The sequence below is a fragment of the Paenibacillus sp. G2S3 genome (assembly GCF_030123105.1).
GTDB lineage: Bacteria > Bacillota > Bacilli > Paenibacillales > Paenibacillaceae > Paenibacillus_AQ.
Genome location: NZ_CP126095.1, coordinates 403960 through 426355 on the forward strand (window position 1 = coordinate 403960; position 22396 = coordinate 426355).

Below are 22396 nucleotides of genomic sequence, written 5' to 3' on the forward strand. Positions count from 1 at the left end.
TAGGGTATAAAAAAGGACAACCGCGAAGCTTAAACCTCGTGGTTGTCCTTTTTATATAAGATGGATCGAAAATTGTTCAATTAGGTATGGGACTGATTAGCCTTCCAGCAGCAATGCTTCTGGGTCTTCCAGCAATTCCTTCACTTTGACGAGGAAGCTAACCGCTTCAGAGCCGTCAACGATCCGGTGATCGTAAGAAAGGGCGATATACATCATTGGACGGTTAACGGTTCTTTCTTCGTCCAGCGCGATTGGACGCAATTGAATCTTATGCATCCCTAGAATACCTACTTGAGGGGTATTCAGAATCGGCGTGGATAACAGGGAACCGAACACCCCGCCGTTTGTAATGGTGAACGTACCGCCTTGAAGCTCGGAGAGGCTTAGTGTATTGGCGCGTGCCTTGGAAGCAAGCTCGCCAATCTGCCGTTCGATTTCTGGGAAGCTGAGTCGATCCGCGTCACGGACAACCGGAACCACCAGACCTTCTTTAGCGGCAACGGCAATACCGATGTCGTAGAATTTCTTAACGACCAGATCTTCACCATCGATCTCTGCGTTTAGCAGTGGATAGGTCTTCAGCGCACCGATCACAGCTTTGGTGAAGAAGGACATGAAGCCTAGTCCAACTTCATGCTTCTCTTTAAAAGCATCCTTGCGGCGCTTGCGAATGTCGAGAATCGCGGTCATGTCCACCTCGTTGAAGGTGGTCAGCATAGCTGCGGTCTGCTGCGCTTCTACCAAGCGGCTGGCAATCGTGAGCCGTCTGCGCGACATGCGCTTGCGCTCCACGTTCTTGCCGTCCTCCGGCGCAGCTTTGCTCGCTGCCGGCTTCGCTGGCTCCGGCTTGCCTTGCGGCGCCGGAGCTGCCGGTGCAGTGGCCTGCGGCGCTGCTGCACCATGACCCGACACATCGGCCTGACCAATCCGGCCGATAGGATCACGGGCGCTAACCTCGCCGAGGTCGATGCCGCGCTCCCGTGCCAGCTTACGTGCGCCCGGCGATGCCAGTGCAGCGTGGCTGTCGCCACTTGCAGGGGCTTCGGGCGCTGCTACTGCTACAGGTGCGGCTGCTGCGCTGCCGCTTGCCGGCGCCGCTTCAGGCGCTTTGCTCTCAGCGGCCTGCGGCTTACTGCCGCTAGCGGCTCCAATGATGCCGATGGCTTCGCCAACGGCTACGTTCTCGCCCGCTTGACGCAGGATGGAGGAGATGACACCCTCCACCTCCGCGCTAATTTCCAAATTGACCTTATCCGTCTCTAACTCAGCAAGCACATCGCCTTGACCTACCGTGTCGCCTTCTTTAACCAGCCATTTGTAGATGGTTCCTTCGGATATAGATTCTCCCAGATCGGGTACTAAGATTTCTGACACAGGCCGTTACCTCCCCAAACATAATGGTTTACGCTATTGTGACTACCGTCCTTTTAAGAGGACGGTACAGCTGTTTGTACTTGTGAATTTGCTTTTAGGGCCTCTGAAACAATTCTACGCTGTTCAAAGCTATGAACATCTGCATAACCACTCGCAGGACTGGAACGTTCTGGACGTCCGATATATCTCACGCTAGTGTTTTGCGGTGCGATGGCGCGTAACCGAGGTTCGGTATAACTCCATCCGCCCATATTCTTCGGCTCTTCTTGTACCCAGACAATTTCCTGAAGGGATGTGAAGGAGCTTAAGTGAGCACTCAGTTCAAGTTCTGGGAACGGGTAGAGCTGCTCTAGGCGAAGTACATGCAGCCAAGACCAATCTTTGTCTGAAGCAGCTTCCAGTTCTGTTTGTATATCGATGGCTACTTTACCGCTGCAGACTACGAGACGCTTAACCTCACCTGGTTTTTGGCCTAGAAGAGGCTCTGATAACACAGGCTGGAATTGTCCTGAAGCGAGCTCAGTTCCGGCAGAAGCGCTGCGCGTATTCCGAATGAGACTCTTCGGCGTCATAATGACTAGTGGTCTTGCATCTTCCTGTCCGCATAACGCCGCTTGACGCCGCAAGACGTGGAAATATTGAGAAGCGGTGGTCAAATTGGCGACTGTCCAGTTCTCTTCTGCAGATAATTGCAGGAAGCGTTCCAATCTACCACTGGAATGCTCGGGTCCCTGACCTTCGTAGCCATGAGGCAACATGATGACAAGATTGCTGCGCTGCGTCCATTTGGCGCGTCCAGCGGCAATGAATTGGTCAAATATAACTTGACCGGCATTCGCGAAATCGCCATATTGTGCCTCCCAGATCACGAAGGTTTCTGGTGCGAACACGTTATAACCATACTCAAAGCCTAGTACCGATGCTTCTGACAATGGACTGTTGTATACGCCAAAGGAAGCGCGGGAATCACTTAGCTGATGAAGAGGAGAGAACAATTCTCCGGTCTTACTGTCGTGCAGCACTAGATGGCGATGAGCGAAGGTTCCACGCTGAGCATCCTGACCGCTCAGGCGAATTGGCGTACCATCCTTAAGAATGGTAGCGAAGGCGAGAGACTCAGCGAGTGCCCAGTCGACCTTTTCACCTTCATTAAGTGCATCCTTGCGACGCTGCAGAATTCGTTCCAGCTTCGGATAGACTTGGAATCCTTCTGGAACTGTCAGCAGTTCACGATTGATCTCCTGCAGACTGGAGATAGATAATGCTGTAGAGCCTGGCGCAGCGTGTTTCGCTTCTAGAGGAATGAAGGCTTTCGGTTCTTTTTTCTTGTGATTGCCTTCCTTCATACTATCGTATGCACGTTGCAATACGCCTTCTGCTGCAGTGTACATCTCATTAACATCATCGGCTGTAAGAATCTTTTCACGCTGTAGTCGCTCAGCATAGACCTTGTAGACGGTTGGATGTTTGCGCACCTTACTGTAGACAATAGGCTGTGTAGTCTCAGGATCATCCATTTCGTTGTGACCATGACGGCGGTAGCCGATGAGATCAATCACGAAATCCTTTTTAAATTGGTGGCGATATGCGCTAGCTAAGCGAACAGCTGCTACACAGGCCTCCGGATCATCGGCATTGACATGGACAATCGGGATTTCATACCCTTTGGCGATGTCACTTGCATAATGCGTAGAACGGGAGTCTTCACTTTCGGTTGTAAAACCAATCCGGTTATTAACAATGATATGGATCGTCCCACCATTTTGATAACCTTGAAGTTTGCCGATATTAAGTGTTTCTGCAACAATCCCTTCACCTGGAAAAGCAGCATCGCCATGCATCAGTACCGCCATAGCTTTACTGGTATCAATCTTCGGCAGTCCTGCAGTGCTCCGAACTTCTTGAGCGGCACGAGTGAACCCTTCCACGACAGGATTGACAAATTCCAAGTGACTTGGGTTATTTGCTAGTGTTATTCTTGTGCGTACGGTTTCTCCTTCGCGGACAGCACGGTCTGCACCGAGATGGTATTTCACATCACCCGTCCAACCATAGTTAATGCCTGTAGAGCCTTCGGAAGGGAAGAGCTCCTTGTTTGGAGAATGATGAAACTCTGAAAATATAATATCATAAGGTTTGCCCAAAATATGTGCGAGAACGTTGAGACGGCCGCGATGCGCCATACCCATCAGAATATGCTCTGCACCGTCATGCGCAGCAGCGCGTACGATTTCATCGAGCATCGGCACAAGAGCGTCATTGCCTTCCAGACTGAAACGCTTCTGACCTACAAAGGTCTTGTGAAGGAAGGTTTCGAATTGCTCTACTTGAATGAGGCGATTCAGTAGCTCTTTGCGTTCTGTATTATTCAAAGGTGCTGGTGAGCTTGTGGATTCTGCCTGTCTATTCAGCCATTGCAATTCTTTTTCCTCATGCACATGCCCGAATTCATAGGCGATAGTCTTGGTATATGCCTGACGCATACGCTGAACAGCATCCCATCCGGTATGCACATCATTCGGCGCATTCTCCCAAATAAGAGTAGCAGGTAATGCGATCAGATCCTCACGAGTCAGCCCATAGGTTTCGAGTTCGAGATATTTAGCCATGGGATTGTGGTCCCGCTCAAGCGGATCAATATCAGCGGCCATATGGCCATATATACGAATATTAGCGATTAACTTGGAAGCTCTTACTGCCTTTCTAAGCCATTCGGTGTCTCCCGAAATGCGAGGCTGTGGAGCCGGTTCGCTATCCGGAGCTAATGGTGGGGGGCCCGAATTTGTAAAAAGTTCGCGATAATTATTCTCTACGGTGGATGGGTCTTTCACAAACTGCTCATATCTTTCTTGAATGTAGCCTAAATTGGGTCCATAATACTTACTCCAAATGGATTCGTTATAGGGCTCTTTGGCTGCCATGAATACATCCTCCTCAACGGATGAACTCCATACGTGACATTTTGTGTCAACGCTTGTAGGAGCTGTGATGATTGCGGTTTCATTCCTTATCTTATTGTGCTACTTTCCACACGGGTAATCAATTCATTCTTTCGTCTAATACGTTCGCAAAATGGTATGGGTTAGCTTGTTCTACTAAAACAATAGCTATTCTTTTTTATTACCCATTCTAAAGGCCCATTAAAATGATCCTATTATCCTTAATTTTAACTAAATGGAAATGGGACATTATTATATTGCCCTAAATAATTTTATGAATAAGACGAGTATCGTGATAATAGGACAGAATATTCTATGAAAGAGCTTCTAATTTTTGTTTTTTAATGGAAAAACTAATCAGAAATCGACACACTTTTCCACATTAGTATAGTATAATGTTATTGCAGTTAGCGTTTTCATATATTTCAAAGTAGATCCTTTCATGTAAAGGGTCCAGTAAAAGGTAAACCTGCTGAAAGGCAGGGGCACAAAGTCGCGGGTCTAAGGTAGAAATACTATGACAGCCGGATTGCCTGGGGACGTAAAATCTTAGGAGGAGATTTTTTGGACAAGTCCAACCAGGGAAGCAACAAAGAACAGCAGGTTATTGATCTAGACGTAGAGTGGGTACATTTATTATTAGCAGCTAAGAAGGCTGGCATAAAGGCAGATGAAATTCGTCGATTCTTTCATGAGAAGACTGTGCAAGCCGTGCAGTAATACATTCAGAGCATTAGATACCGAAAAAGAGCACAGCGATAACTCGCTGTGCTCTTTTTTGGTATCTAAGAAAGTATACAAGATACATCGTGCTTATATTCTACTAGAATATAAAACGCCTTCGCAGTCCATGTTAGGAGGGCGAAGGCGCTTATGTTTGATAGTATGAGTAGAAGAGGATCTTATCAGGTTAGGTGGAATATTAATCCTTCTGATCAAGGCGCCATTTCTGGTAGTCTAGAAACTCCTTGAATTCGCGTTTGCTTATGCCTGAGGCCATAGCTTCCTGCACCAATCGGAACCATTCCGAATCTAAAGGTGACTCCTCAGCATCATTAGGTTCTCCATAGAGCAAAGCGTGGATGGATACCTGAAGCGCGTCGGCGATCTTTTCGATAAACTGGATTGAAGGATTGGATTGGATGTTTCTCTCCACATTGCTAAGATACGACTTAGCAACATCCGCTCTGTCCGCAAGCTCAGATAGGGATAATCCCTTTTCTAGGCGGAGATGCTGGATACGTTGGCCCATATTTTGTGGCACTATGCTGACGCCCCTCCGTAATTTTTGTTATTAGTATAGCAAATATCAATTAATTCGACAAAGTTTATTGTAAAGAGAAAAGCAGCATCTACTTATCCGCTTCCGGAATCAGGATCTGCTGCTCTTCGAGTATTATATTAAATTATTCTATTAATCTTAGTAATCTTTTTTAGCACCTTGTTTAGCTACGAAATCCCATGTCAGGGTTATGCTATCGCCTTGGAAAATATTTTGATCTTGGTTATTTTCCACAAATTCGAATTGGACGGAGAAGCTGTCATTGGTGCCGGCTTTAATACCAGATGCTTCGGTGAAGAGTTGATCCCAACCAGTATTTTTTACGAGATCCGGATGTTGAGATTTTAAATCAGCCAGCGTAGTTTGATAGACTACATCTTCTGGAGAAACGACGGTTCCTTTATCGTTATTTCTAAGGAATTTGACCTTAATGAATTGGGCTAAATCCAGGTAGTTATCACCTTTAGCATCCGTAATTTGAGTGGAAGTGTTCAGAATAATAGATCCGATATCGAGCGAACCATCGTTTTTCAATTTGAAGGATTTGGTTACAGTATCACCTGGTTTTAGGTTTGGAATATTTACGATAACAGAAGGGTCGGAGTTCAAATCGAGTGTACCAGCAGCAAATGTAGCAGTGCTTTGTGCAGTGTCACTAAAGTAAGCGAAGGTTCCTCCACCAATCAATGATAAACCCAGTGCTGCAGATGCTACGCCAAGACCCAATGTTTTTTTGATACCCATAATTAAAATTCCTCCTCGGTTTTTGTGGTTAAATTTTATAAAATTTATATATTGTAACTTCCGGTTCGTAAGCGGAAGCGGACAATCAACGAATTACTGTATTTCAGTTGGAGGTGGAGAGGTGGGAAGTATAGCAGCATTTTTCTTTTCGAGTGCAGCTACAGCCTTCCATGATGAATACAGGGCATAGAGCAGGAGCATCAAGCCTGGTACGATCATGAGCACAACACTTCCAGCTTTTGAAACTGCGAAATTCATAGCGTAACCTACATAAGGTACGGTGACCCCGGTATACTCAGCTACAACATTCGTAGAACTGGTAGGGTTCATATCAGGCGCATCATTGTTATCGCCTTTCGTGCGATACATGGCTTCACCAGTAGCGTTGTTCATTGTTGCTTCAACAACACGGTGAGTTATTAGCAGGTTTTCTTCATTTCTAAAAGTGATAACATCGCCCTTTTTGAAACGATTCATATCTCCTCCGGGTTTTAAAGCGACAATCGATCCGGTCTGAATCCCTGGTTCCATCGAACCTGAGAGTACGGATTTAATCTGGTATCCGAAGAAGGCAGGTTCACCGCCGGAGGCTTTAGATAAAACTACGGCTACCACCAGCAGAATGAAAATCACAAGCATGATGCTTGATAATGTATTGTTGATCATTTTTTTAATCCGCATATTATTCTCCACCTTTGTCTTGTTGAGGGGCCGAAGGAGCTGGTGTTGCTGCCAGTGGGGAAGAGGTTGTATCTTCCGCCTTTGGTGTCTCCTGAGGAACCTTTTGCTGTGGTACATCTTGTGGAATCGTTGGCTCTTTACCAATTTCCGGATCGACCGGGTTAGTGGCTGGGGCTTCAGGTTGCTCTTTATTTATGTTCTCTGGAGCAGCTTCATCTGTCGGTGGAGTCGCTTCCGTTTTTGTTTTCTCTTCAGCTTCAGCTTTCGCTTTGTCCTCGGCTTCTTGCTTTTCTTTTTTCTCTAGGGCCAAACGTTCTTCTTCTTTCTTCGCTTGTTCCAGCGCTTCTAGTCGGGCTTTCTCGAGCGCTTCCAATTGTTGTTTACGAGTTTGACTGATCAATTGGAGCTGACTCTGAAGATTGCTGATTCCTGAAGTGGCCGATTCTTTAAGACTATTCATTTCAGTATTGAGATTTTCATAAGTGGAATTAAGTTCGCTAGAGATATTGCCGGCCGGCTGACTAAAAGGAATCAGGAAAGGTAACGGCTGCTGAAACGCCTCATTGCGTAACTCGGGTTGTCCATATACATCACTGGTCACTACCGAAGCAAATGGAAGGCCGATGTCGTGTATGGAGTTTAGGTATTGAATGACTCCATTTAAGGAAGCATTCAGGGATTCAGAGATTACACCACTTTGATTCAGACTGCTTTGCAGCTCTCTGAAGAATTGTTCATCCTTGATTTCTAGACAGTTTGAATCTAGAGAAGTCATATATCCTCCAATCTGGAATAAGACGGCTGCTGCTGCGTTCAGCTCACTATTGATTTCGTTCCAAATTTGGCTGTTGGTGGCTAGTTGCTCATTAACGCCATCGATTTGAGATTGAAGCGCGGAGATTTGTGTAGAAATCTCTTGCGCTGCGACATCAAGCTCATCCAGCGACATGCTCTCTATTCCCGAAACACCTGAGAGGCTGCCTGAGGGGGTATAGCTTTGCAGCGATCCTTTTAAAGCAGTAGCTCTTTCGATATGATCTTTGAGTTCTGTTAGAAGCCCCTTGACCGAGTTTGGAAACACTTCGCAAAAGCTAATGGTGCTAGTGGTTTGCGCAGTAGCTCCAAAACCACCATAGGTACTACCCACTTGCTGCGAAGTAGTCAGAAACAAGACGGAGACAGCCATTCCTGATTGCAGAACACGTAATCCGATTTGCCTCTTTCTTTTAGGTCTTCTTTTTGCTGATCTGGGTCTCAGAGGAATACCTCCCCTCAATGTCTTGAGTTTTCTTCGGTTCGTTATTGTTGTTCTTTATTGAGAACAACTTCTGTAATGAATAATACAGGGAATAAATCGAAAAGAAAACCGCCATTAAGTCTCGTTTGTGCTCTATAAAGAACAATAATGTTAATTTATCTCTATTTATCTCGTTTTATCGCTTGATATCTATTTTTATTCGCAATAGAGAACGATATATAAGAGGGGGTTAAATTAAAAATAGCCTAATCATGCGAGAGGCACGATTAGGCTATTAAGAATTCCTGCGAGTTTAATTGTGGGGTTGGGTTAGGGAAGACGAGTACCACGTGAACTAACATACAGGTCATACCATTCTTTACGGGTAAGCTCCAGCTTGTCCGCATCGCCGCAGGCAGCGATACGCTGGGGATTCACAGTCCCAATCACTGGCTGAATAGCTGCTGGATGTGTCATTAGCCAGGATAGCACTATGGCTTCGGGTGTTGTTCCTTTTTCATCTGCAAGTTGTTTAACCATGGCAGCTGTCTGGACGATATTCTCTGGTTGATCGTCTAATGAACGTCCGCTAAATAAGCCTTGTGCGAGTGGGCCCCAAGCTTGAAGCTGAATGTTCTCCATTCGACAATGTTCAAGGGTTCCCTCAGGAAACGTAATCTCCTTCCAAGGCTCACGGTTTACACTGATTCCAGCATCGACCCAGCTTAGCTTGGCTAGACTCATGTGCAGCTGGTTCACGATAAAGGGTTCATCGCAATAGGCTTGCAGCATTTTGATTTGCGCTGCGCTCATATTGGAGACGCCGAAATGACGAACTTTACCTGTTGCCTTTAATTGATGCAAAGCAGAAGCTACTTCCTCCGGATCCATTAGGGGATCAGGCCGATGGAGAAGCAGAATATCAATATATTCCGTTCCTAGTCGCGACAATATTCCATCTACACTGCTTAGAATATGCTGGCTTGAGAAATCAAACACATTAGAGCTGTCTCCAGGCTCCATTAGCTTAATACCGCACTTCGATTGAATAATGATTTCTTCGCGGAGCCCTGGGCGTTCTTTAAAGATCTGACCGAATACCTTCTCGGCTTTGCCACGGGTATAAATATCTGCATGATCAAACATATTGATTCCAATGGATAGTGCAGCGTCCACGGCTGCATGTCCTTGCTTAACATTCTCGGCGGTAATCGGTTCATGATCCCAGCCCCCACCAAATCCCATACAACCTAGAGCAATACGGCTGGCAGGTATACCACGCTTGTTTAAAGGCAGCGTTCTCAACAATGTGATTCCTCCTAGGAAAATATGATTGCGTACACGTACATATTGTACACGCTTAGATTACAGTATGGTATTTATTGTCTCTGGAAAAGGAAAAAGGAGTAGAGGTCCTAAGGCCTCTACTCTGTATTGAGTGGTGTTCCAATGTCATTCAACTTGCGTGCTATAACATCATCATAGAGACGTTGCAGCCATTTTAGTTCAATAAGGGTGTGTTCATAGGTGCCGTACATGAGATGAAGGGCGGAACGAGGAACAATAGGAATATGTTCTTCATATACCTGATAAGCCAGATTCACCTGATGTTCGGTTTCCCGAATACGTTCTTCGAGCAGCTTCTCCACCTTGTTTTGATCAACATGACGGGACATGGCTAGAGCCATATACATCGGATGATAGAAGGGCTCGTTCTTTTTAATTTGCTGTAGAATTAACTGCTCGAATAAATTTTTACCTTGCTCAGTAATACCGTAAATGGTTTTGTCTGGGCGATCACTGCTGCTAATCACCTCTAAAGCTTCGATATAGCCATCTTGTGCAAGTTTATCGACAGCGTAGTAGAGAGAACCAAGCTGGAGCTTTGTAATCCGGTCCATGGAGCGTTCTTTCATAACTAGTGTAATTTCATAGGGATGCATATTCCGTTCCAGCAGTAGACCGAGAATGGACAATTTCATCGACATAATCGTTACCTTTTACCCTCGGACGCCTGAGCAGTTTTACTCGGAATGGTGAGGCGGTCTTTTGGCATAAGCAGCACAAAGACTAAACCAAGGACGGCAGGAATCAAGGCCCACATAAAGGTGTGTGCGATAGAAGAGGACAGCGCACTAGATATTTTCTCTAAAATTTCAGGTGGAATCTTGGCTCTTGCTTCAGGTGTCAGGGCTGCCCGCGGATCGCCGAAGGCTGCTGACTGCTCACTTCCGCCAAAAGCTTCGCTAATGCTGCTAGTGAAGTTGTTACGCTGAATAATTCCGAAGATCGTAATCCCTAGCGTCATCCCAAGCGAGCGCATAAACGTACTTGTTGAAGTTGCCGAACCGCGTTGGCGCATATCGAAATTATGGATAGCTGCCATGCTTAGCACGGAGAAGGAGAAGCCCACGCCGAAGCCAGTCAAGGCCATGAATAGATTAAGCATGAGACGAGAGGTATCTGGTGATAAAGTGCTTAGACTGTAGACACCTGCTACAAAGCAGACTGCGGATAGGATCATAATGTTGCGGAAGCTGGTTTTAGTTGTAAGTAGCCCACCGGTCTGACTGCCCACGACCGTACCAATCATCATCGGCATGAGGATCAGTCCAGAGTTCGTAGCGGAGCCGCCAAATACGCCCTGTACGAAGATCGGAATATAAATCGTAGCTACGATAAAGGCAGAGCCATAGAACAAGGCTGTCACACTACTTGTTGCAAACAACCGTTTACTGAACATCGCGAACGAGATAACAGGTTCAGCCGCCACTCTCTCAATGAGGATGAATGCCAGCAAGAGTACAGCGAATCCGGCGAATAAGCCGAGAATGACACTAGAATCCCAAGCGTATTGATTGCCCCCCAGTTCTAGCGCAAACATTAGGCAGATAATGGCGCCGACGAGAGTGAAGGCTCCGCCCCAGTCGATGCGCTGTTTAGCGTGAGAGATCGATTCTTTGTAAGAAGTTGCGATCAGAAATAGTGCAATAATGCCGAGTGGCAGGTTAATGTAGAATACCCACTGCCATCCTACATAGTCGGTAATATATGCACCCAGTAACGGTCCGAGTACACTGGAGATTCCGAAGACGGCACCGAATAGGCCAGTCAGTTTACCTCTTTTTTCAGGAGGGTAAATGTCGAAAACGATGGTGAAGGCGATAGGCATTAGTGCACCGCCACCGATTCCTTGAATAGCCCGGTAAATACTGAGCTGTGTAATACTGGTTGCAGTACCGCACAGTGCTGAGCCAATCAGGAATACAATCAGTCCGAACATGAAGAAACGTTTACGTCCATACATATCCGAGAGCTTGCCGAAGATAGGGGTTCCAGCCATTACCATGACCATATAAGCTGAAGTGACCCATACGATTTTGTCCAGACCGCCAAGGTCGGAAACAATGGTTCCCATAGCTGAAGCTACAATGGTATTGTCCATCGCGGACATTAGAATACCGAGCAGCAGGCCAACAACTACGAGTTTAAGATTACTTTCTTTAGTATGCATGCTTCGCAGGCTCCTTTTTTCTAATAGTGATAAATCCGTTCAAAAAATGTTCATAGGTTAGAAGCAAAATTTATTATATTCAAATTTGAATAGGGTAGCAATAGTTTTTTTCAAATATAAGAAGTATAAGTTTCACACAATACTATATGTCTAATATTTCTCGCTTAAACGCTTACCGTCCTTATAAGGACACCGAAGGCGTTTATGCTTGAAAAAATGGGATTTGGGTGATAGGAAATAAAGAACGCCTCTTGACATACCCTACGGGGGTATATTATATTATTGGCAAGGAGGCTGATTCTTATGTCTACTAGTAAGCAAGAACAAACTGAGAAATCCTGTGAAGCTGACTGTCATACTTCAGCATCTGGAGAACGAATGAGTCATCATTCGACAGATTTCAAAAATGGTTTGAATACTCGCCTCAACCGGATTGAAGGCCAGATCCGCGGGATAAAGGGTATGATAGAGCGCGATACTTATTGTGACGATGTGCTCAATCAGCTCGCAGCGGTTCAAGCGGCACTAAACGGTGTTGGTAAGATGCTGCTGGAAGGGCACATGAAGAGTTGTATTATTGAACGAATCGAAGCCGGTGACCATGAGGTTATCGATGAGCTGCTAATTACGGTTAACAAATTAATGAAATAATAAGCTAATGCTCTAGAGCATGGCTTCATAACATTTACTGGAGGTAATAAAAATGTCGAATGCTACACTAAACGTTGAAGGAATGTCTTGTGGTCACTGTGTCAACTCTGTAGAGAAAGCTGTAGGTAATCTTGGAGCTACTGCTAAAGTTGATCTTGCTGCTAAAAAAGTTTTCGTTGAGTATGATGAGAACAAGGTGAGCCTTGGAGCTATTAAAGAAGCTATTGAAGAACAAGGGTATGACGTAGTTTAATTTGAAGCACAGTAATAAGGCTTGGAGCTGTATGGGAATACCATAAGCTCCAATGCCTTTTCTTTTTATAGAAATTATCATACTCTATAGGGGTATGAGGAGGCTTTGGAATCATGGATAAGTTAAAAACAACAGCTTCACCCAATGAACAGCAAGCGACCGTACAGATTACAGGCATGACCTGTTCTGCTTGTGCAGCTCGAATTGAGAAAGGTTTGTCCCGGATGGAGGGTGTTTCTCGCGCAAATGTAAATTTAGCCTTGGAACAAGCCACTGTCGGATTCGATCCTTCTGTATCAGGGTTACCACAAATTGAAGATAAAATCCGCGCTCTTGGTTATGATACCGTCAAAGAGACCGCGGATTTTGATATATCAGGCATGACCTGTGCTGCATGCTCGGCGCGGATCGAAAAAGTGTTGAGTCGTACGCCGGGTATCGCAGCAGTGAGCGTGAATTTAGCGCTGGAAACGGCACATGTGGAATATGTACCCGGTAATATCAGTCCAAGAGAGATCATGGCGAAGGTAAGCAGCATCGGATATAAAGCTACCCTTAAAGAAGACCGCAAGGATCATGTGGATCGTCGTGTACAGGAAATTCAGCATAAGAAGTGGAAGTGGATCATTTCTGCTATTCTTTCTATCCCATTGCTATGGGCGATGGCAGGTCATTTCTCATTCACAAGCTGGATTCCAACACCGGAAATATTTATGAATCCTTGGTTTCAGCTTGTTCTCGCGACTCCCGTACAGTTTATCATCGGCTGGCAGTTCTACGTAGGCGCGTATAAAGCACTTCGTAACGGGAGTGCCAATATGGATGTGTTGGTTGTACTGGGAACGTCGGCAGCGTATTTCTACAGTCTTTATCTGACGATTGATTCCTTAAGTATGAAGGGAATGAATCATACCGCCCCAATGTATTATGAGACGAGTGCTGTACTCATTACGCTAATCCTCGTCGGTAAATGGTTCGAGGCGCTAGCGAAAGGACGTTCCTCTGACGCCATTAAGAGCTTAATGGGGCTTCAGGCAAAGACGGCTCTCGTAATCCGCGACGGCAAAGAAATAAATATCTCAACAGATGAAGTGATTCCCGGCGATATTGTATTGGTGAAGCCCGGAACAAAGGTGCCGGTGGATGGCGAGGTAGTAGAGGGTTCCTCTTCTGTGGACGAGTCTATGTTGACCGGAGAAAGTATCCCTGTGGAGAAAAAACCTGGAGATACCGTTATCGGTGCTACATTAAATAAGAATGGGATCTTAAGAATCAAGGCCAACAAAGTAGGAAGAGACACTGCACTCGCTCAAATCATTAGAGTAGTGGAGGAGGCCCAAGGCTCCAAAGCGCCGATCCAGCGGATCGCGGATGTCATCTCAGGGATTTTTGTGCCGATTGTTGTAGGAATTGCGGTGATCACTTTCTTGGTCTGGTACTTCTGGGCAGCACCTGGTCAGTTCGCCGATGCCCTTGAAAAGGCCATTGCGGTGCTCGTAATCGCTTGTCCATGTGCACTAGGTCTAGCAACGCCGACCTCCATTATGGCGGGATCGGGCCGCGCTGCGGAGCTTGGTATCCTGTTCAAGGGTGGCGAGCATTTAGAAGGCGCACAAGGGATTAAGATCGTTGTTTTGGACAAGACGGGTACGGTTACAAATGGTAAACCCGTGCTGACTGATATCGTGACTACAACTGGAATTGCCGCTTATGGTAAAGAAAATGCCGAGAATCGTTTATTAGCTTTAACTGCGGCAGCCGAGAAATTATCAGAGCATCCGCTTGCGGAAGCTATCGTAGCAGGAGCTGCCGAAAGAGGATTGACCTTACCCAGCGCTGAACAGTTTGATAATGTACCTGGACGGGGGATCATAGCTGTTGTTTCCGATCAACAAGTTAGGGTGGGTACACGGCGTATGATGGAAGAGCTTCATTTGGACATCACAGAGTGGGCCCCAGTTATGAAGAGACTGGAAGAGGCAGGAAAGACAGCTATGCTTGTAGCGGTGGGCGATGAGATTGCCGGGATTGTCGCTGTGGCGGATACGATTAAGCCAACCTCAAAAGCAGCTGTAGCGGCGCTTCATGAGATGGGTATAGAGGTCGTTATGATTACAGGTGACAATAAAATCACTGCAGAAGCTATTGCGAAGCAAGCAGGTATTCGAAAAGTGTTAGCAGAGGTTCTACCGGAAGGCAAGGCGGAGGAAGTTCGCAAGCTGCAGCGGAAGGGGACAAAGGTAGCCATGGTTGGAGATGGGATCAATGATGCTCCTGCACTGGCTACTGCAGATACAGGCATGGCGATCGGTACAGGTACGGATGTAGCTATGGAGGCTGCAGATATTACGCTGATGCGGGGAGATCTGAAGAGCATACCCGATGCTATTATGATGAGCCGTAAAACGATGAGCAATATTAAGCAGAATTTGTTCTGGGCACTTGCATACAATACAATAGGTATACCGATTGCTGCACTCGGATTTCTAGCTCCATGGCTAGCTGGAGCTGCGATGGCATTCAGTTCTGTGTCCGTCGTCTTGAATGCACTTCGGTTGCAGCGGGTAAAGCTGTAAAAGAATCATAACTATGTAAGGAGTGGCCGCTATGCAAGAAAACAACGAAACAATTTCTCTATTAATGAACCATGCATCTGTCCGTAAGTATCAGGATAAGCCAGTAAGTGATGAGCAGCTTAAAGCGATTATTGAAGCAGGCCAAATGGCTTCGACTTCCAGCAGTGTACAAGCCTATAGTGTTATTGCAGTAACTGACTCGGCTCTAAAAGCAGAGCTTGCCGGATTAGCGGGTAATCAGGCATATATAGAACAATGCCCAGTCTTTTTGGTCTGGTGTGCGGATCTGTATCGGCTCCGTGAGGTCACTAAACCTCATTTGCAAGGAGAGACTTCTTATGAAGATTCTGCGGAGAACCTTATTGTAGCAACCGTGGATGTTGCGCTTGCTGCTCAGAATGCTGCTGTGGCTGCGGAATCACTCGGACTCGGGATTGTTTATATCGGCGGAATCCGTAACCGGATCGCGGAGGTTTCTGAGCTGCTTGGACTGCCCGAACTGGTCTACCCGATATTTGGAATGTGTGTGGGCTACCCTGATGGAGCCTCAAGCCTGCGTCCGCGTCTGCCATTAGAGGCTGTTCTACATCGAAATCGCTACAATGCCGAAACCACAGTGGAGCAGGTCAAGACTTACGATAAAGTCTCTTCAGACTATATGCGTGAGCGGACTAATGGTGCCAAGGATACACCTTGGTCGGTGATTATGGCAGAACGGTTGGCACAGCCAGCGCGAATGCATATGAAGGAATTCCTGCTCGAAAAAGGATTCTTCAAGAGGTAATCTAGTATTATCGCTTAAAGAGGTTGCGCTATTCGTAGTTAAAACTACGGATAGGGCAACCTCTTTTTCGTACCCTGAGGCATGAAGGTGACAGTTGTCATCTTAAAGAAATGACAGTCCATACTAATGTCAGGTCTCCTTTTTCCATATGATTGAAATAGATCAAACGCATTCGGAATCGGAGGGGTTACGAAATGGACAGTGTTATTGAGATGAATGGAGTTAGCAAATTATATAAGGATAAGAAAGCAGTAGATCACATCAGCTTCAACATTGCCAAGGGTTCGATTACAGCGATTCTTGGACCGAACGGAGCAGGGAAAACAACGGCATTGGGAATGTTATTGGGGCTATTAGAGCCCACTGAAGGTACAGTGAAAATATTTGGACAACATCCAAAAGATAAAATGGTACGTGAAAAGACCGGCGCGATGCTGCAAGAAGTAAGTGTGATGGATCGGCTGAAGGTTCGGGAGATCATTGCGCTGATCCGTAGCTATTATCCACAGCCGATGGATATGGAATTTCTAATTAAAGCCACAGGGTTTGCGCCAGCGGATTTGAATAGATACGCCGAGAAGCTTTCAGGCGGTCAAAAGCGTAGTCTCGGCTTCGCGCTGGCCTTGGCGGGTGATCCAGAGCTGATCTTTTTTGATGAACCTACGGTTGGATTGGATATTACTTCTCGGAGGCGGTTCTGGGATACGGTTCGTGGACTTGCGGAGCAGGGCAAGACGATTGTGTTCACGACACATTACTTACAGGAAGCCGAAGATATCGCGGATCGTATTCTATTATTCAGCAAGGGTCACTTAGTTGCAGACGGTAGTCCAGATGAGATTAAATCAAGAATTGTGAAGCGTTCGCTATCCTTCCTGCCAGTAGGTGATCGTTCTCAATTACGCAGAAGTCTGCTGGAGCTAACCGCTATTGAGGATTGTTATGAAAAAGAAGGCCGAATTCATGTGACGACAGACGATACGGATGAAGCACTGCGAGCGATTTTTGTTACTGGACTTCCTGTGAAGGATGTTCGGATCGATCAGGGACGTCTGGATGACGCTTTTGAACAATTGACCACGAACCAAGAGGAGGCTGTCTAACGATGAGACTTATTACTGTACAGTGTAAAGCTGAGATGCTGCGGATCATCCGTAACCCGTATTACGTGTTCTGGTCATTGCTCATGCCCATTATGTTCTACTTCATCTTCACTCGCGTGGTCAATACAGGTAACGATGACCCGACGTGGCGTGCGCACTACTTAATGTCGATGGCAACCTTTAGTGTAATGGGCTCTGCGATCATGACGCTTGGCATCCGTTTAGTGCAAGAACGAACACAAGGCTGGACCACCTTTATTCGGATTACTCCGCTACCGGGCTCCGTCTATTTCTTCGGAAAAATGTTCGGGCAAACGATGATGCATCTGTTTTCGGTCATTTGTATTTTTATCGCAGGATATTTAATCAATGGTGTCTCCTTATCTGCGGGTCAATGGGTGCTTAGTGGGCTATGGATTTTGATCGGTTCCCTTCCATTTTTGGCGATTGGTACGCTTGTAGGTGCTATGAAACGGGTGGATACGGCTAGTGGAGTCAGTAACGTGATTTATATGGCGCTTGCTGTAGCGGGGGGCATGTGGATGCCAATTGAGATTTTACCGCGATTAATGCAAAAGATTGGTCATTGGTTACCTTCATATAACTATGGAAATGGGGCGTGGGAGATTGTACGTGGCTCAGCCCCGCATTGGAGTAATGTCTTGATTTTGCTCGGATATTTGGTAGTTTTTATGTTACTATCGGTTTATATTCGAAAAAAACAGGAAGCGGTGTGAATGAATGGCTGAGCGTACGCAGTTCCGGTTATTTCCACAAAAGCAGGGTTTTTTCCCTTTTGTATGGGCTGTTTATCTGGTTTTGCCCATCCTGAATTTGCGCGGGGAGACTGGAATGAAGCTCATTCTGGGTGTGATTATGATAGCGGTGTTTGCCATCAGCTATCGCCAGCTATATTGGGTTCGGGGTGGAATCTTTAATGTCTGGCTGATTATTCAGATGGTGATCATCGTGGTGCTTAGTTTGTTTTATACGCCCTTTAATCTGTACATGGGCTTTTTCACCGCGAATTTTATAGCTTACTATACGGAGAATAAAGGGTTCAAAATTGCATTTACTTCTTTTGTGGTCATGGTACTTTCTGTGCTGGTCTTAGTGGGTCGTGAGATGGAGTGGGGAAGCATGATATTTTTAGCTCCATTTATCATTATTATGTTGATTAGTCCATTCGGAGTGAGATCCATGAATCGGAATCAGAAGCTGGAGAAAGAGCTGGATCAAGCCAACGAGGTGATCAAGGAGCTAGTGAAGCGTGAGGAACGGATGCGAATCGCTCGTGATTTACATGATACGCTCGGGCATACATTGTCCTTGATTACATTAAAAAGCCAACTCGTAGAGAAGCTAGTGACCAAAAATACGGAGCGAGCCCAAGAGGAGGCGCGAGAAATTCAGCGTACTTCGCGGGCTGCGCTCCGTCAGGTGCGTGAGCTAGTGTCGGAAATGCGTGCGATCTCGGTAGCAGAGGAACTGGCAGAAGCCGGGGAAATGTTGCGAACGGCGGAGATTGCCTTAGAAGTGGAGGGCGATATCTCGTTAGAAGGAGTACCCGACTTGACGCAAAATATTCTCAGCCTCTGCATCAAAGAAGCTGTGACTAACATTGTAAAGCATAGTAGAGCGGATAAATGCTTCATTGGGGTGGCAAAGACCGCCGGAGAAGTTCGAATTACCGTTAAAGATAACGGAATGGGCCTCCAGAACGGTGAGAGATGTAATGGTGAGCTCAGTGATGGAAATGGTATGAAGGGGATGGCAGAGCGTCTATCCCTGATTGATGGCTCTCTGTCGCTAAGCTCAGAAGAAGGTCAGGGAACTACGCTGATCGTTACGATCCCTCTAATCGTTAAGGAAGCAACAGGGGGTGAGAGTGCATGATATCCATCGTTATAGCGGAGGATCAACGTCTGCTTCGGGGAGCGATGGCTTCCCTGCTGGATCTTGAGGATGATATCGAAGTCGTCGGAGAGGCCTGTGATGGAGCAGAGGCGTTAGCTTTAATCGACAAACTTCAGCCGGATGTATGTCTCATGGACATAGAAATGCCGTTCAAGAGCGGGCTGGAGGTTGCAGAAATATTGCGGAGTAAGGGTTGTCCGACTCGAATTATCATCTTGACTACCTTTGCCCGACCGGGGTATTTCGAACGTGGAGTGAAGGCTGGTATACAAGGGTATTTGTTGAAGGACGAGCCTGTAGATAAGCTGGCCGAATCTATTCGCCGTGTCATGGCTGGACATCGGGAGGTATCCCCCGAGTTAGTATTTGGTAGCTTGCGGGAAGAGAATCCACTAACAGCACGGGAGCGAGAGATTTTAAAGCTGGCTGGTGAAGGGCAAACGGCAGGGGAGATCGCTTTTTTGCTACATCTTTCCCATGGCACAGTTCGTAATTATATCTCTGAAATACTCAATAAGCTGGAAGTGAAAAGTCGAATTGAGGCGGTAAGACTGGCAGAGGAAAAAGGCTGGATTTGAGGGGAGAAGGGCATTATTATGCAAATATTTCTGATTCGTCATGGGGATCCGGACTATTCCATAGATGGGCTAACAGAATTCGGGCATCAGGAAGCAGCAGCACTGGGAAAACGAATGGCATCTATCGGTCTGGATGAATTATATGCTTCACCACTGGGTAGAGCGCAGACAACAGCCAGTTATGTGGCCAAAGAGACGGGACTTGTAATTCAGACAGAACCTTGGACTTGTGAACTGGATTGGACAGAGATTATGTTAGATGGACAATTGTCGTCTATTTGGGATAGCCCCGGAGAACATATTAGCGAACTATCGAGTGGAAAGAGAGTATGGTCTGATGAAACAGATCATTGGTTGAAACAAGAGGAGTACAGATTGCGGTTCAGCGAATTACAAGCGGCTTCAGATCAATTCTTGCTTCGACACCATTATAAAAGAGAAGCTGGCCTGTATCGGATCCTCGAGCCTTCTACTAAGAAGATTGGAGTAGTATGCCATGGTGGCTTTGGTCTCGCCTGGCTAGCTCATTTGTTGCAGATTCCGTTAGCCTTGACTTGGTCCGTGTTTTGGCTAGCGCCAAGCTCGGTAACGACGATCTTGTTCGAAGAGCGCAGCGAGCACTTTGCCGTTCCTAGATGTATTGGATTAGGAGATATCTCCCACCTTTATGCTGGTGGCATGAACTATCGCCCGAGGGGATTAATGGGCAATCATATTTAAGGTGAAGGATTAATAGCTTGCCTATGGAGTGAAAGGCCATCCCGCAGAGGATGGTCTTTTTTAAAATATAAGAAAGTATATGTTTGACACCATACATTATCCTTCTATTTCTCGCATCAACGCTTACCGTCTTTTAGGGACACCGAAGGCGTTTTTGCTTGCCTATAAGACTCGTGCCCCTTGCCGAGTTCCTGATTTGCACTTGCTATTGTGCTAACGGACTCAGATGCAGCTATTTGTGCATTTTAAGCCTTTTGGAGGAAGTTGCGGACTCGAGAGATCTTATTTGCCATAAATGGAGGGGATATCGTGCTATTTTAGTGATATAAAGTCTCTGAAGTCCGTTAGCATCCGAGAAACAGCGAAATTGTTACGAATAAGGGCTGTGGTGTCCGAACGCAATTCTGATCGCAATAAAGCTACATTTACAGATAGCAGCAGCTTTTTCATGAAATGGTCCACTGATTTTGGTTTTGAGCCTACTTTATCTGAAGTTCCACTCTTCAATGTGGATTTATTTTTACCTGAGACCCTTTACCACCTGTCTGGATGCCAGTGTCCTTCGTTCCAACTTCCTTCAAGTCAGTCACTAGTCGCTCCAATACGGCCTTGGAAGCAGCAGCTTCTTTGGCACCGGATGCCTTCACGACTAATTGGACTGGCTTGCCAGAGCGGAGATGCTTCTCTGCCTGACGAAGCTTCGTATCGTAATCATGCTCTTCAATATGAGCCGTGAAGCGAAGCTCTTTAACCTTTTCCTTGCTGCCTCCCTTTGCTGCCGAGCCTGCGCTCGCCTTGCGTGTTGCTGCTGCTTCTTTCTGCGCAGCTGCTTTTGCCTTGCCCTTTGCGGTCAGGCTGCATGGTGGCGGGCTGCTCATTAGTGAGGTGCATACCAGATCAGCACCTGCTGAACGAGCCATGGTCAGCGCCTCTTCTCGGGAGACGATGCCCAGCTTCTCACCTCTAAGTCCAGTAAGTACTACTTCGGATGCTCTAATTTGTTCGTTAATTAATACTGCCACTTCTATGAATCCTCCCCTGATAACTGATGATAAAGCTATCATATATGGAACTAGCTTGAGGTTCAAATATGGAGCGTAGGATTAGCGCTACTAATTCTCTCAATTTCTTCTTTTATGATTTGTATGATTAGTTTTTTAGATGAAGTTGCTTGATATTCTCGGTTGCGCTGTTGCAATATACCAACTTGAATGAACGGCTCGCTTAGTTCAACATCTATTTTTACGATATCTGTCATTAAAGATGTCGAATCAAGCACTACCCCCACCCCAGGGTTCTTTCTTACAAAATGAGGAATAGCAGAAATTTGGTTTATGGTGGATAAAGTGGGCTTTGATTCGAATCTCGAAAAATGCTTAGCTAACTGAAGGTAATATAAGCAAGTGCGTCCTCCAGCTATAATTGGATATTCAAGAATTTCTCGAAATGAAATATCGTGTCGTCCGCTTAAAGGATGATTGTGATCTACTATAAAAGCGATCTTCTCGTGATAGAGCGGTTCGAAATAAAAGAAAGACAGGTCGGACGGCTCACCGCAGATGGCGAAATCGAGTTCACTTTGTAGGACAAGTTGCGAGAGGGAATCAGTGTTACCCTGAATGAGGTTACATGCCATTTTGGGTTTTTGCTCATGAAACTTTCGCAAGGCGTTCGGTAGGACAGATTCCATCATGGATTCAATGCCTCCGATTTGAAGAGTGCCAATTTCGTCATGCTGTAAAGCCTTGGTGAGTTCTGCTACATAGTTCCAATGTTCAATAAGGTTATCGATTTCCGCTGCAAAAACTTGCCCAGCACTTGTCAGTTCTACTTCCCAGCCTCTGTGAAAGAGTTGTATGCCCAGTTCTTTTTCAAGACGTTGAATTTGGTTTGTAATGGTAGACTGCGCATAATTCAACTTCTCAGCAGCGCGTGAGAAAGTTCCTTCTTGAAGGATGGTCTTAAAAGCCATCAGTTCTTTTAGATCCATCGACTGTCACCTCTATCGGTATAATTAATTAAGATTATTATCTTATTCAATTA

At 46.1% G+C, this 22396-nt stretch carries 21 protein-coding genes and 1 riboswitch; of the genes, 10 read left to right on the forward strand and 11 right to left on the reverse strand.

Annotation, left to right across the window (positions count from 1 at the left end; translation table 11 throughout):
* Window positions 1-96: 96 nt before the first annotated feature.
* Window positions 97-1374, reverse strand: a complete 1278-nt coding sequence (odhB, locus tag QNH28_RS01810) for a 2-oxoglutarate dehydrogenase complex dihydrolipoyllysine-residue succinyltransferase (protein WP_283909917.1) — start codon at window positions 1372-1374, stop codon at window positions 97-99.
* Between the two features lie 53 nt (window positions 1375-1427).
* Window positions 1428-4295 carry a 2-oxoglutarate dehydrogenase E1 component gene (locus tag QNH28_RS01815; protein WP_283909918.1) on the reverse strand — a complete coding sequence of 956 codons (2868 nt, stop codon included), beginning with the start codon at window positions 4293-4295 and terminating at the stop codon, window positions 1428-1430.
* Window positions 4296-4765: 470 nt separating this feature from the next.
* A riboswitch (cyclic di-GMP riboswitch) is annotated at window positions 4766-4850 on the forward strand.
* 27 nt (window positions 4851-4877) lie between these two features.
* Between QNH28_RS01815 and QNH28_RS01820 the strand changes: the two genes are divergently transcribed.
* The gene (locus QNH28_RS01820; protein ID WP_283909919.1) at window positions 4878-5033 is read left to right on the forward strand and encodes an anti-repressor SinI family protein; all 156 of its coding nucleotides are present in this window, start codon (window positions 4878-4880) and stop codon (window positions 5031-5033) included.
* Between the two features lie 202 nt (window positions 5034-5235).
* Here the strand turns inward: QNH28_RS01820 and QNH28_RS01825 are convergent, their stop codons facing one another.
* The 7 genes from QNH28_RS01825 to QNH28_RS01855 all read right to left on the reverse strand — a co-directional run bounded on the left by QNH28_RS01825 (window position 5236) and on the right by QNH28_RS01855 (window position 11771).
* The gene (locus QNH28_RS01825; RefSeq protein WP_042131791.1) at window positions 5236-5565 is read right to left on the reverse strand and encodes a helix-turn-helix domain-containing protein; all 330 of its coding nucleotides are present in this window, start codon (window positions 5563-5565) and stop codon (window positions 5236-5238) included.
* A 168-nt stretch (window positions 5566-5733) separates the two neighbouring features.
* Complete coding sequence (locus QNH28_RS01830) at window positions 5734-6339, reverse strand: TasA family protein (protein WP_042184288.1); 606 nt, start codon at window positions 6337-6339, stop codon at window positions 5734-5736.
* Between the two features lie 93 nt (window positions 6340-6432).
* On the reverse strand, window positions 6433-7020 hold the full coding sequence (sipW, locus tag QNH28_RS01835) for a signal peptidase I SipW (protein ID WP_076285139.1): 588 nt from the start codon (window positions 7018-7020) through the stop codon (window positions 6433-6435).
* Between the two features lies 1 nt (window position 7021).
* Window positions 7022-8206: a cell envelope integrity protein TolA gene (locus QNH28_RS01840; protein ID WP_283909920.1), complete on the reverse strand. Its 1185-nt coding sequence runs from the start codon at window positions 8204-8206 to the stop codon at window positions 7022-7024.
* A gap of 381 nt (window positions 8207-8587) precedes the next feature.
* Window positions 8588-9565, reverse strand: coding sequence for an aldo/keto reductase (locus QNH28_RS01845; protein ID WP_349655028.1), 978 nt, complete (start codon window positions 9563-9565; stop codon window positions 8588-8590).
* Between the two features lie 116 nt (window positions 9566-9681).
* The gene (locus QNH28_RS01850) at window positions 9682-10245 is read right to left on the reverse strand and encodes a PadR family transcriptional regulator (protein WP_283909921.1); all 564 of its coding nucleotides are present in this window, start codon (window positions 10243-10245) and stop codon (window positions 9682-9684) included.
* Window positions 10246-10250: 5 nt separating this feature from the next.
* Window positions 10251-11771: an MDR family MFS transporter gene (locus tag QNH28_RS01855; RefSeq protein ID WP_283909922.1), complete on the reverse strand. Its 1521-nt coding sequence runs from the start codon at window positions 11769-11771 to the stop codon at window positions 10251-10253.
* A 378-nt stretch (window positions 11772-12149) separates the two neighbouring features.
* Here QNH28_RS01855 and QNH28_RS01860 point away from each other — a divergent pair, with 378 nt between their 5' ends.
* The 9 genes from QNH28_RS01860 (at window position 12150) to QNH28_RS01900 (ending at window position 20353) form a co-directional block, all read left to right on the forward strand.
* Window positions 12150-12422 (forward strand): metal-sensitive transcriptional regulator, encoded by a 273-nt coding sequence (locus tag QNH28_RS01860; RefSeq protein WP_283912022.1) that lies wholly within the window; start codon window positions 12150-12152, stop codon window positions 12420-12422.
* 52 nt (window positions 12423-12474) lie between these two features.
* Window positions 12475-12675, forward strand: coding sequence for a copper chaperone CopZ (gene copZ, locus QNH28_RS01865; protein ID WP_283909923.1), 201 nt, complete (start codon window positions 12475-12477; stop codon window positions 12673-12675).
* 113 nt (window positions 12676-12788) lie between these two features.
* Window positions 12789-15251: a heavy metal translocating P-type ATPase gene (locus tag QNH28_RS01870; RefSeq protein ID WP_283909924.1), complete on the forward strand. Its 2463-nt coding sequence runs from the start codon at window positions 12789-12791 to the stop codon at window positions 15249-15251.
* A 31-nt stretch (window positions 15252-15282) separates the two neighbouring features.
* Window positions 15283-16035, forward strand: coding sequence for an oxygen-insensitive NADPH nitroreductase (nfsA, locus tag QNH28_RS01875; RefSeq protein ID WP_283909925.1), 753 nt, complete (start codon window positions 15283-15285; stop codon window positions 16033-16035).
* A 194-nt stretch (window positions 16036-16229) separates the two neighbouring features.
* Window positions 16230-17138, forward strand: a complete 909-nt coding sequence (locus QNH28_RS01880; protein WP_283909926.1) for an ABC transporter ATP-binding protein — start codon at window positions 16230-16232, stop codon at window positions 17136-17138.
* A 2-nt stretch (window positions 17139-17140) separates the two neighbouring features.
* Window positions 17141-17875: an ABC transporter permease gene (locus QNH28_RS01885; protein WP_076285145.1), complete on the forward strand. Its 735-nt coding sequence runs from the start codon at window positions 17141-17143 to the stop codon at window positions 17873-17875.
* Window positions 17876-17879: 4 nt separating this feature from the next.
* The gene (locus QNH28_RS01890) at window positions 17880-19034 is read left to right on the forward strand and encodes a sensor histidine kinase (protein WP_283909927.1); all 1155 of its coding nucleotides are present in this window, start codon (window positions 17880-17882) and stop codon (window positions 19032-19034) included.
* Complete coding sequence (locus tag QNH28_RS01895; protein ID WP_283909928.1) at window positions 19031-19633, forward strand: response regulator transcription factor; 603 nt, start codon at window positions 19031-19033, stop codon at window positions 19631-19633. Before QNH28_RS01890 ends, QNH28_RS01895 begins: the two co-directional genes overlap by 4 nt.
* 18 nt (window positions 19634-19651) lie before the next feature.
* On the forward strand, window positions 19652-20353 hold the full coding sequence (locus QNH28_RS01900) for a histidine phosphatase family protein (protein ID WP_283909929.1): 702 nt from the start codon (window positions 19652-19654) through the stop codon (window positions 20351-20353).
* A 503-nt stretch (window positions 20354-20856) separates the two neighbouring features.
* Here QNH28_RS01900 and infC read toward each other — a convergent pair.
* Together infC and QNH28_RS01910 are read right to left on the reverse strand one after the other, a co-directional pair.
* A complete protein-coding gene (gene infC, locus QNH28_RS01905) occupies window positions 20857-21375 on the reverse strand; it encodes a translation initiation factor IF-3 (protein WP_283909930.1) in 519 nt (172 codons plus the stop codon).
* A 62-nt stretch (window positions 21376-21437) separates the two neighbouring features.
* The gene (locus QNH28_RS01910) at window positions 21438-22343 is read right to left on the reverse strand and encodes a LysR family transcriptional regulator (RefSeq protein WP_283909931.1); all 906 of its coding nucleotides are present in this window, start codon (window positions 22341-22343) and stop codon (window positions 21438-21440) included.
* Window positions 22344-22396 lie beyond the last annotated feature (53 nt).

What these genes read in the sequence shown, in the direction of transcription:
- QNH28_RS01885 (WP_076285145.1), top strand. Translation starts at nt 17,141, where the DNA reads ATGAGACTTATTACTGTACAGTGTAAAGCTGAGATGCTGCGGATCATC.
- QNH28_RS01850 (WP_283909921.1), bottom strand. Translation starts at nt 10,245, where the DNA reads ATGTCGATGAAATTGTCCATTCTCGGTCTACTGCTGGAACGGAATATG.
- QNH28_RS01830 (WP_042184288.1), bottom strand. Translation starts at nt 6,339, where the DNA reads ATGGGTATCAAAAAAACATTGGGTCTTGGCGTAGCATCTGCAGCACTG.
- QNH28_RS01860 (WP_283912022.1), top strand. Translation starts at nt 12,150, where the DNA reads ATGAGTCATCATTCGACAGATTTCAAAAATGGTTTGAATACTCGCCTC.
- nfsA (WP_283909925.1), top strand. Translation starts at nt 15,283, where the DNA reads ATGCAAGAAAACAACGAAACAATTTCTCTATTAATGAACCATGCATCT.
- QNH28_RS01910 (WP_283909931.1), bottom strand. Translation starts at nt 22,343, where the DNA reads ATGGATCTAAAAGAACTGATGGCTTTTAAGACCATCCTTCAAGAAGGA.
- QNH28_RS01890 (WP_283909927.1), top strand. Translation starts at nt 17,880, where the DNA reads ATGGCTGAGCGTACGCAGTTCCGGTTATTTCCACAAAAGCAGGGTTTT.
- QNH28_RS01900 (WP_283909929.1), top strand. Translation starts at nt 19,652, where the DNA reads ATGCAAATATTTCTGATTCGTCATGGGGATCCGGACTATTCCATAGAT.
- sipW (WP_076285139.1), bottom strand. Translation starts at nt 7,020, where the DNA reads ATGCGGATTAAAAAAATGATCAACAATACATTATCAAGCATCATGCTT.
- QNH28_RS01880 (WP_283909926.1), top strand. Translation starts at nt 16,230, where the DNA reads ATGGACAGTGTTATTGAGATGAATGGAGTTAGCAAATTATATAAGGAT.
- copZ (WP_283909923.1), top strand. Translation starts at nt 12,475, where the DNA reads ATGTCGAATGCTACACTAAACGTTGAAGGAATGTCTTGTGGTCACTGT.
- QNH28_RS01825 (WP_042131791.1), bottom strand. Translation starts at nt 5,565, where the DNA reads ATGGGCCAACGTATCCAGCATCTCCGCCTAGAAAAGGGATTATCCCTA.
- QNH28_RS01855 (WP_283909922.1), bottom strand. Translation starts at nt 11,771, where the DNA reads ATGCATACTAAAGAAAGTAATCTTAAACTCGTAGTTGTTGGCCTGCTG.
- QNH28_RS01840 (WP_283909920.1), bottom strand. Translation starts at nt 8,206, where the DNA reads ATGGCTGTCTCCGTCTTGTTTCTGACTACTTCGCAGCAAGTGGGTAGT.
- QNH28_RS01895 (WP_283909928.1), top strand. Translation starts at nt 19,031, where the DNA reads ATGATATCCATCGTTATAGCGGAGGATCAACGTCTGCTTCGGGGAGCG.
- QNH28_RS01815 (WP_283909918.1), bottom strand. Translation starts at nt 4,295, where the DNA reads ATGGCAGCCAAAGAGCCCTATAACGAATCCATTTGGAGTAAGTATTAT.
- QNH28_RS01870 (WP_283909924.1), top strand. Translation starts at nt 12,789, where the DNA reads ATGGATAAGTTAAAAACAACAGCTTCACCCAATGAACAGCAAGCGACC.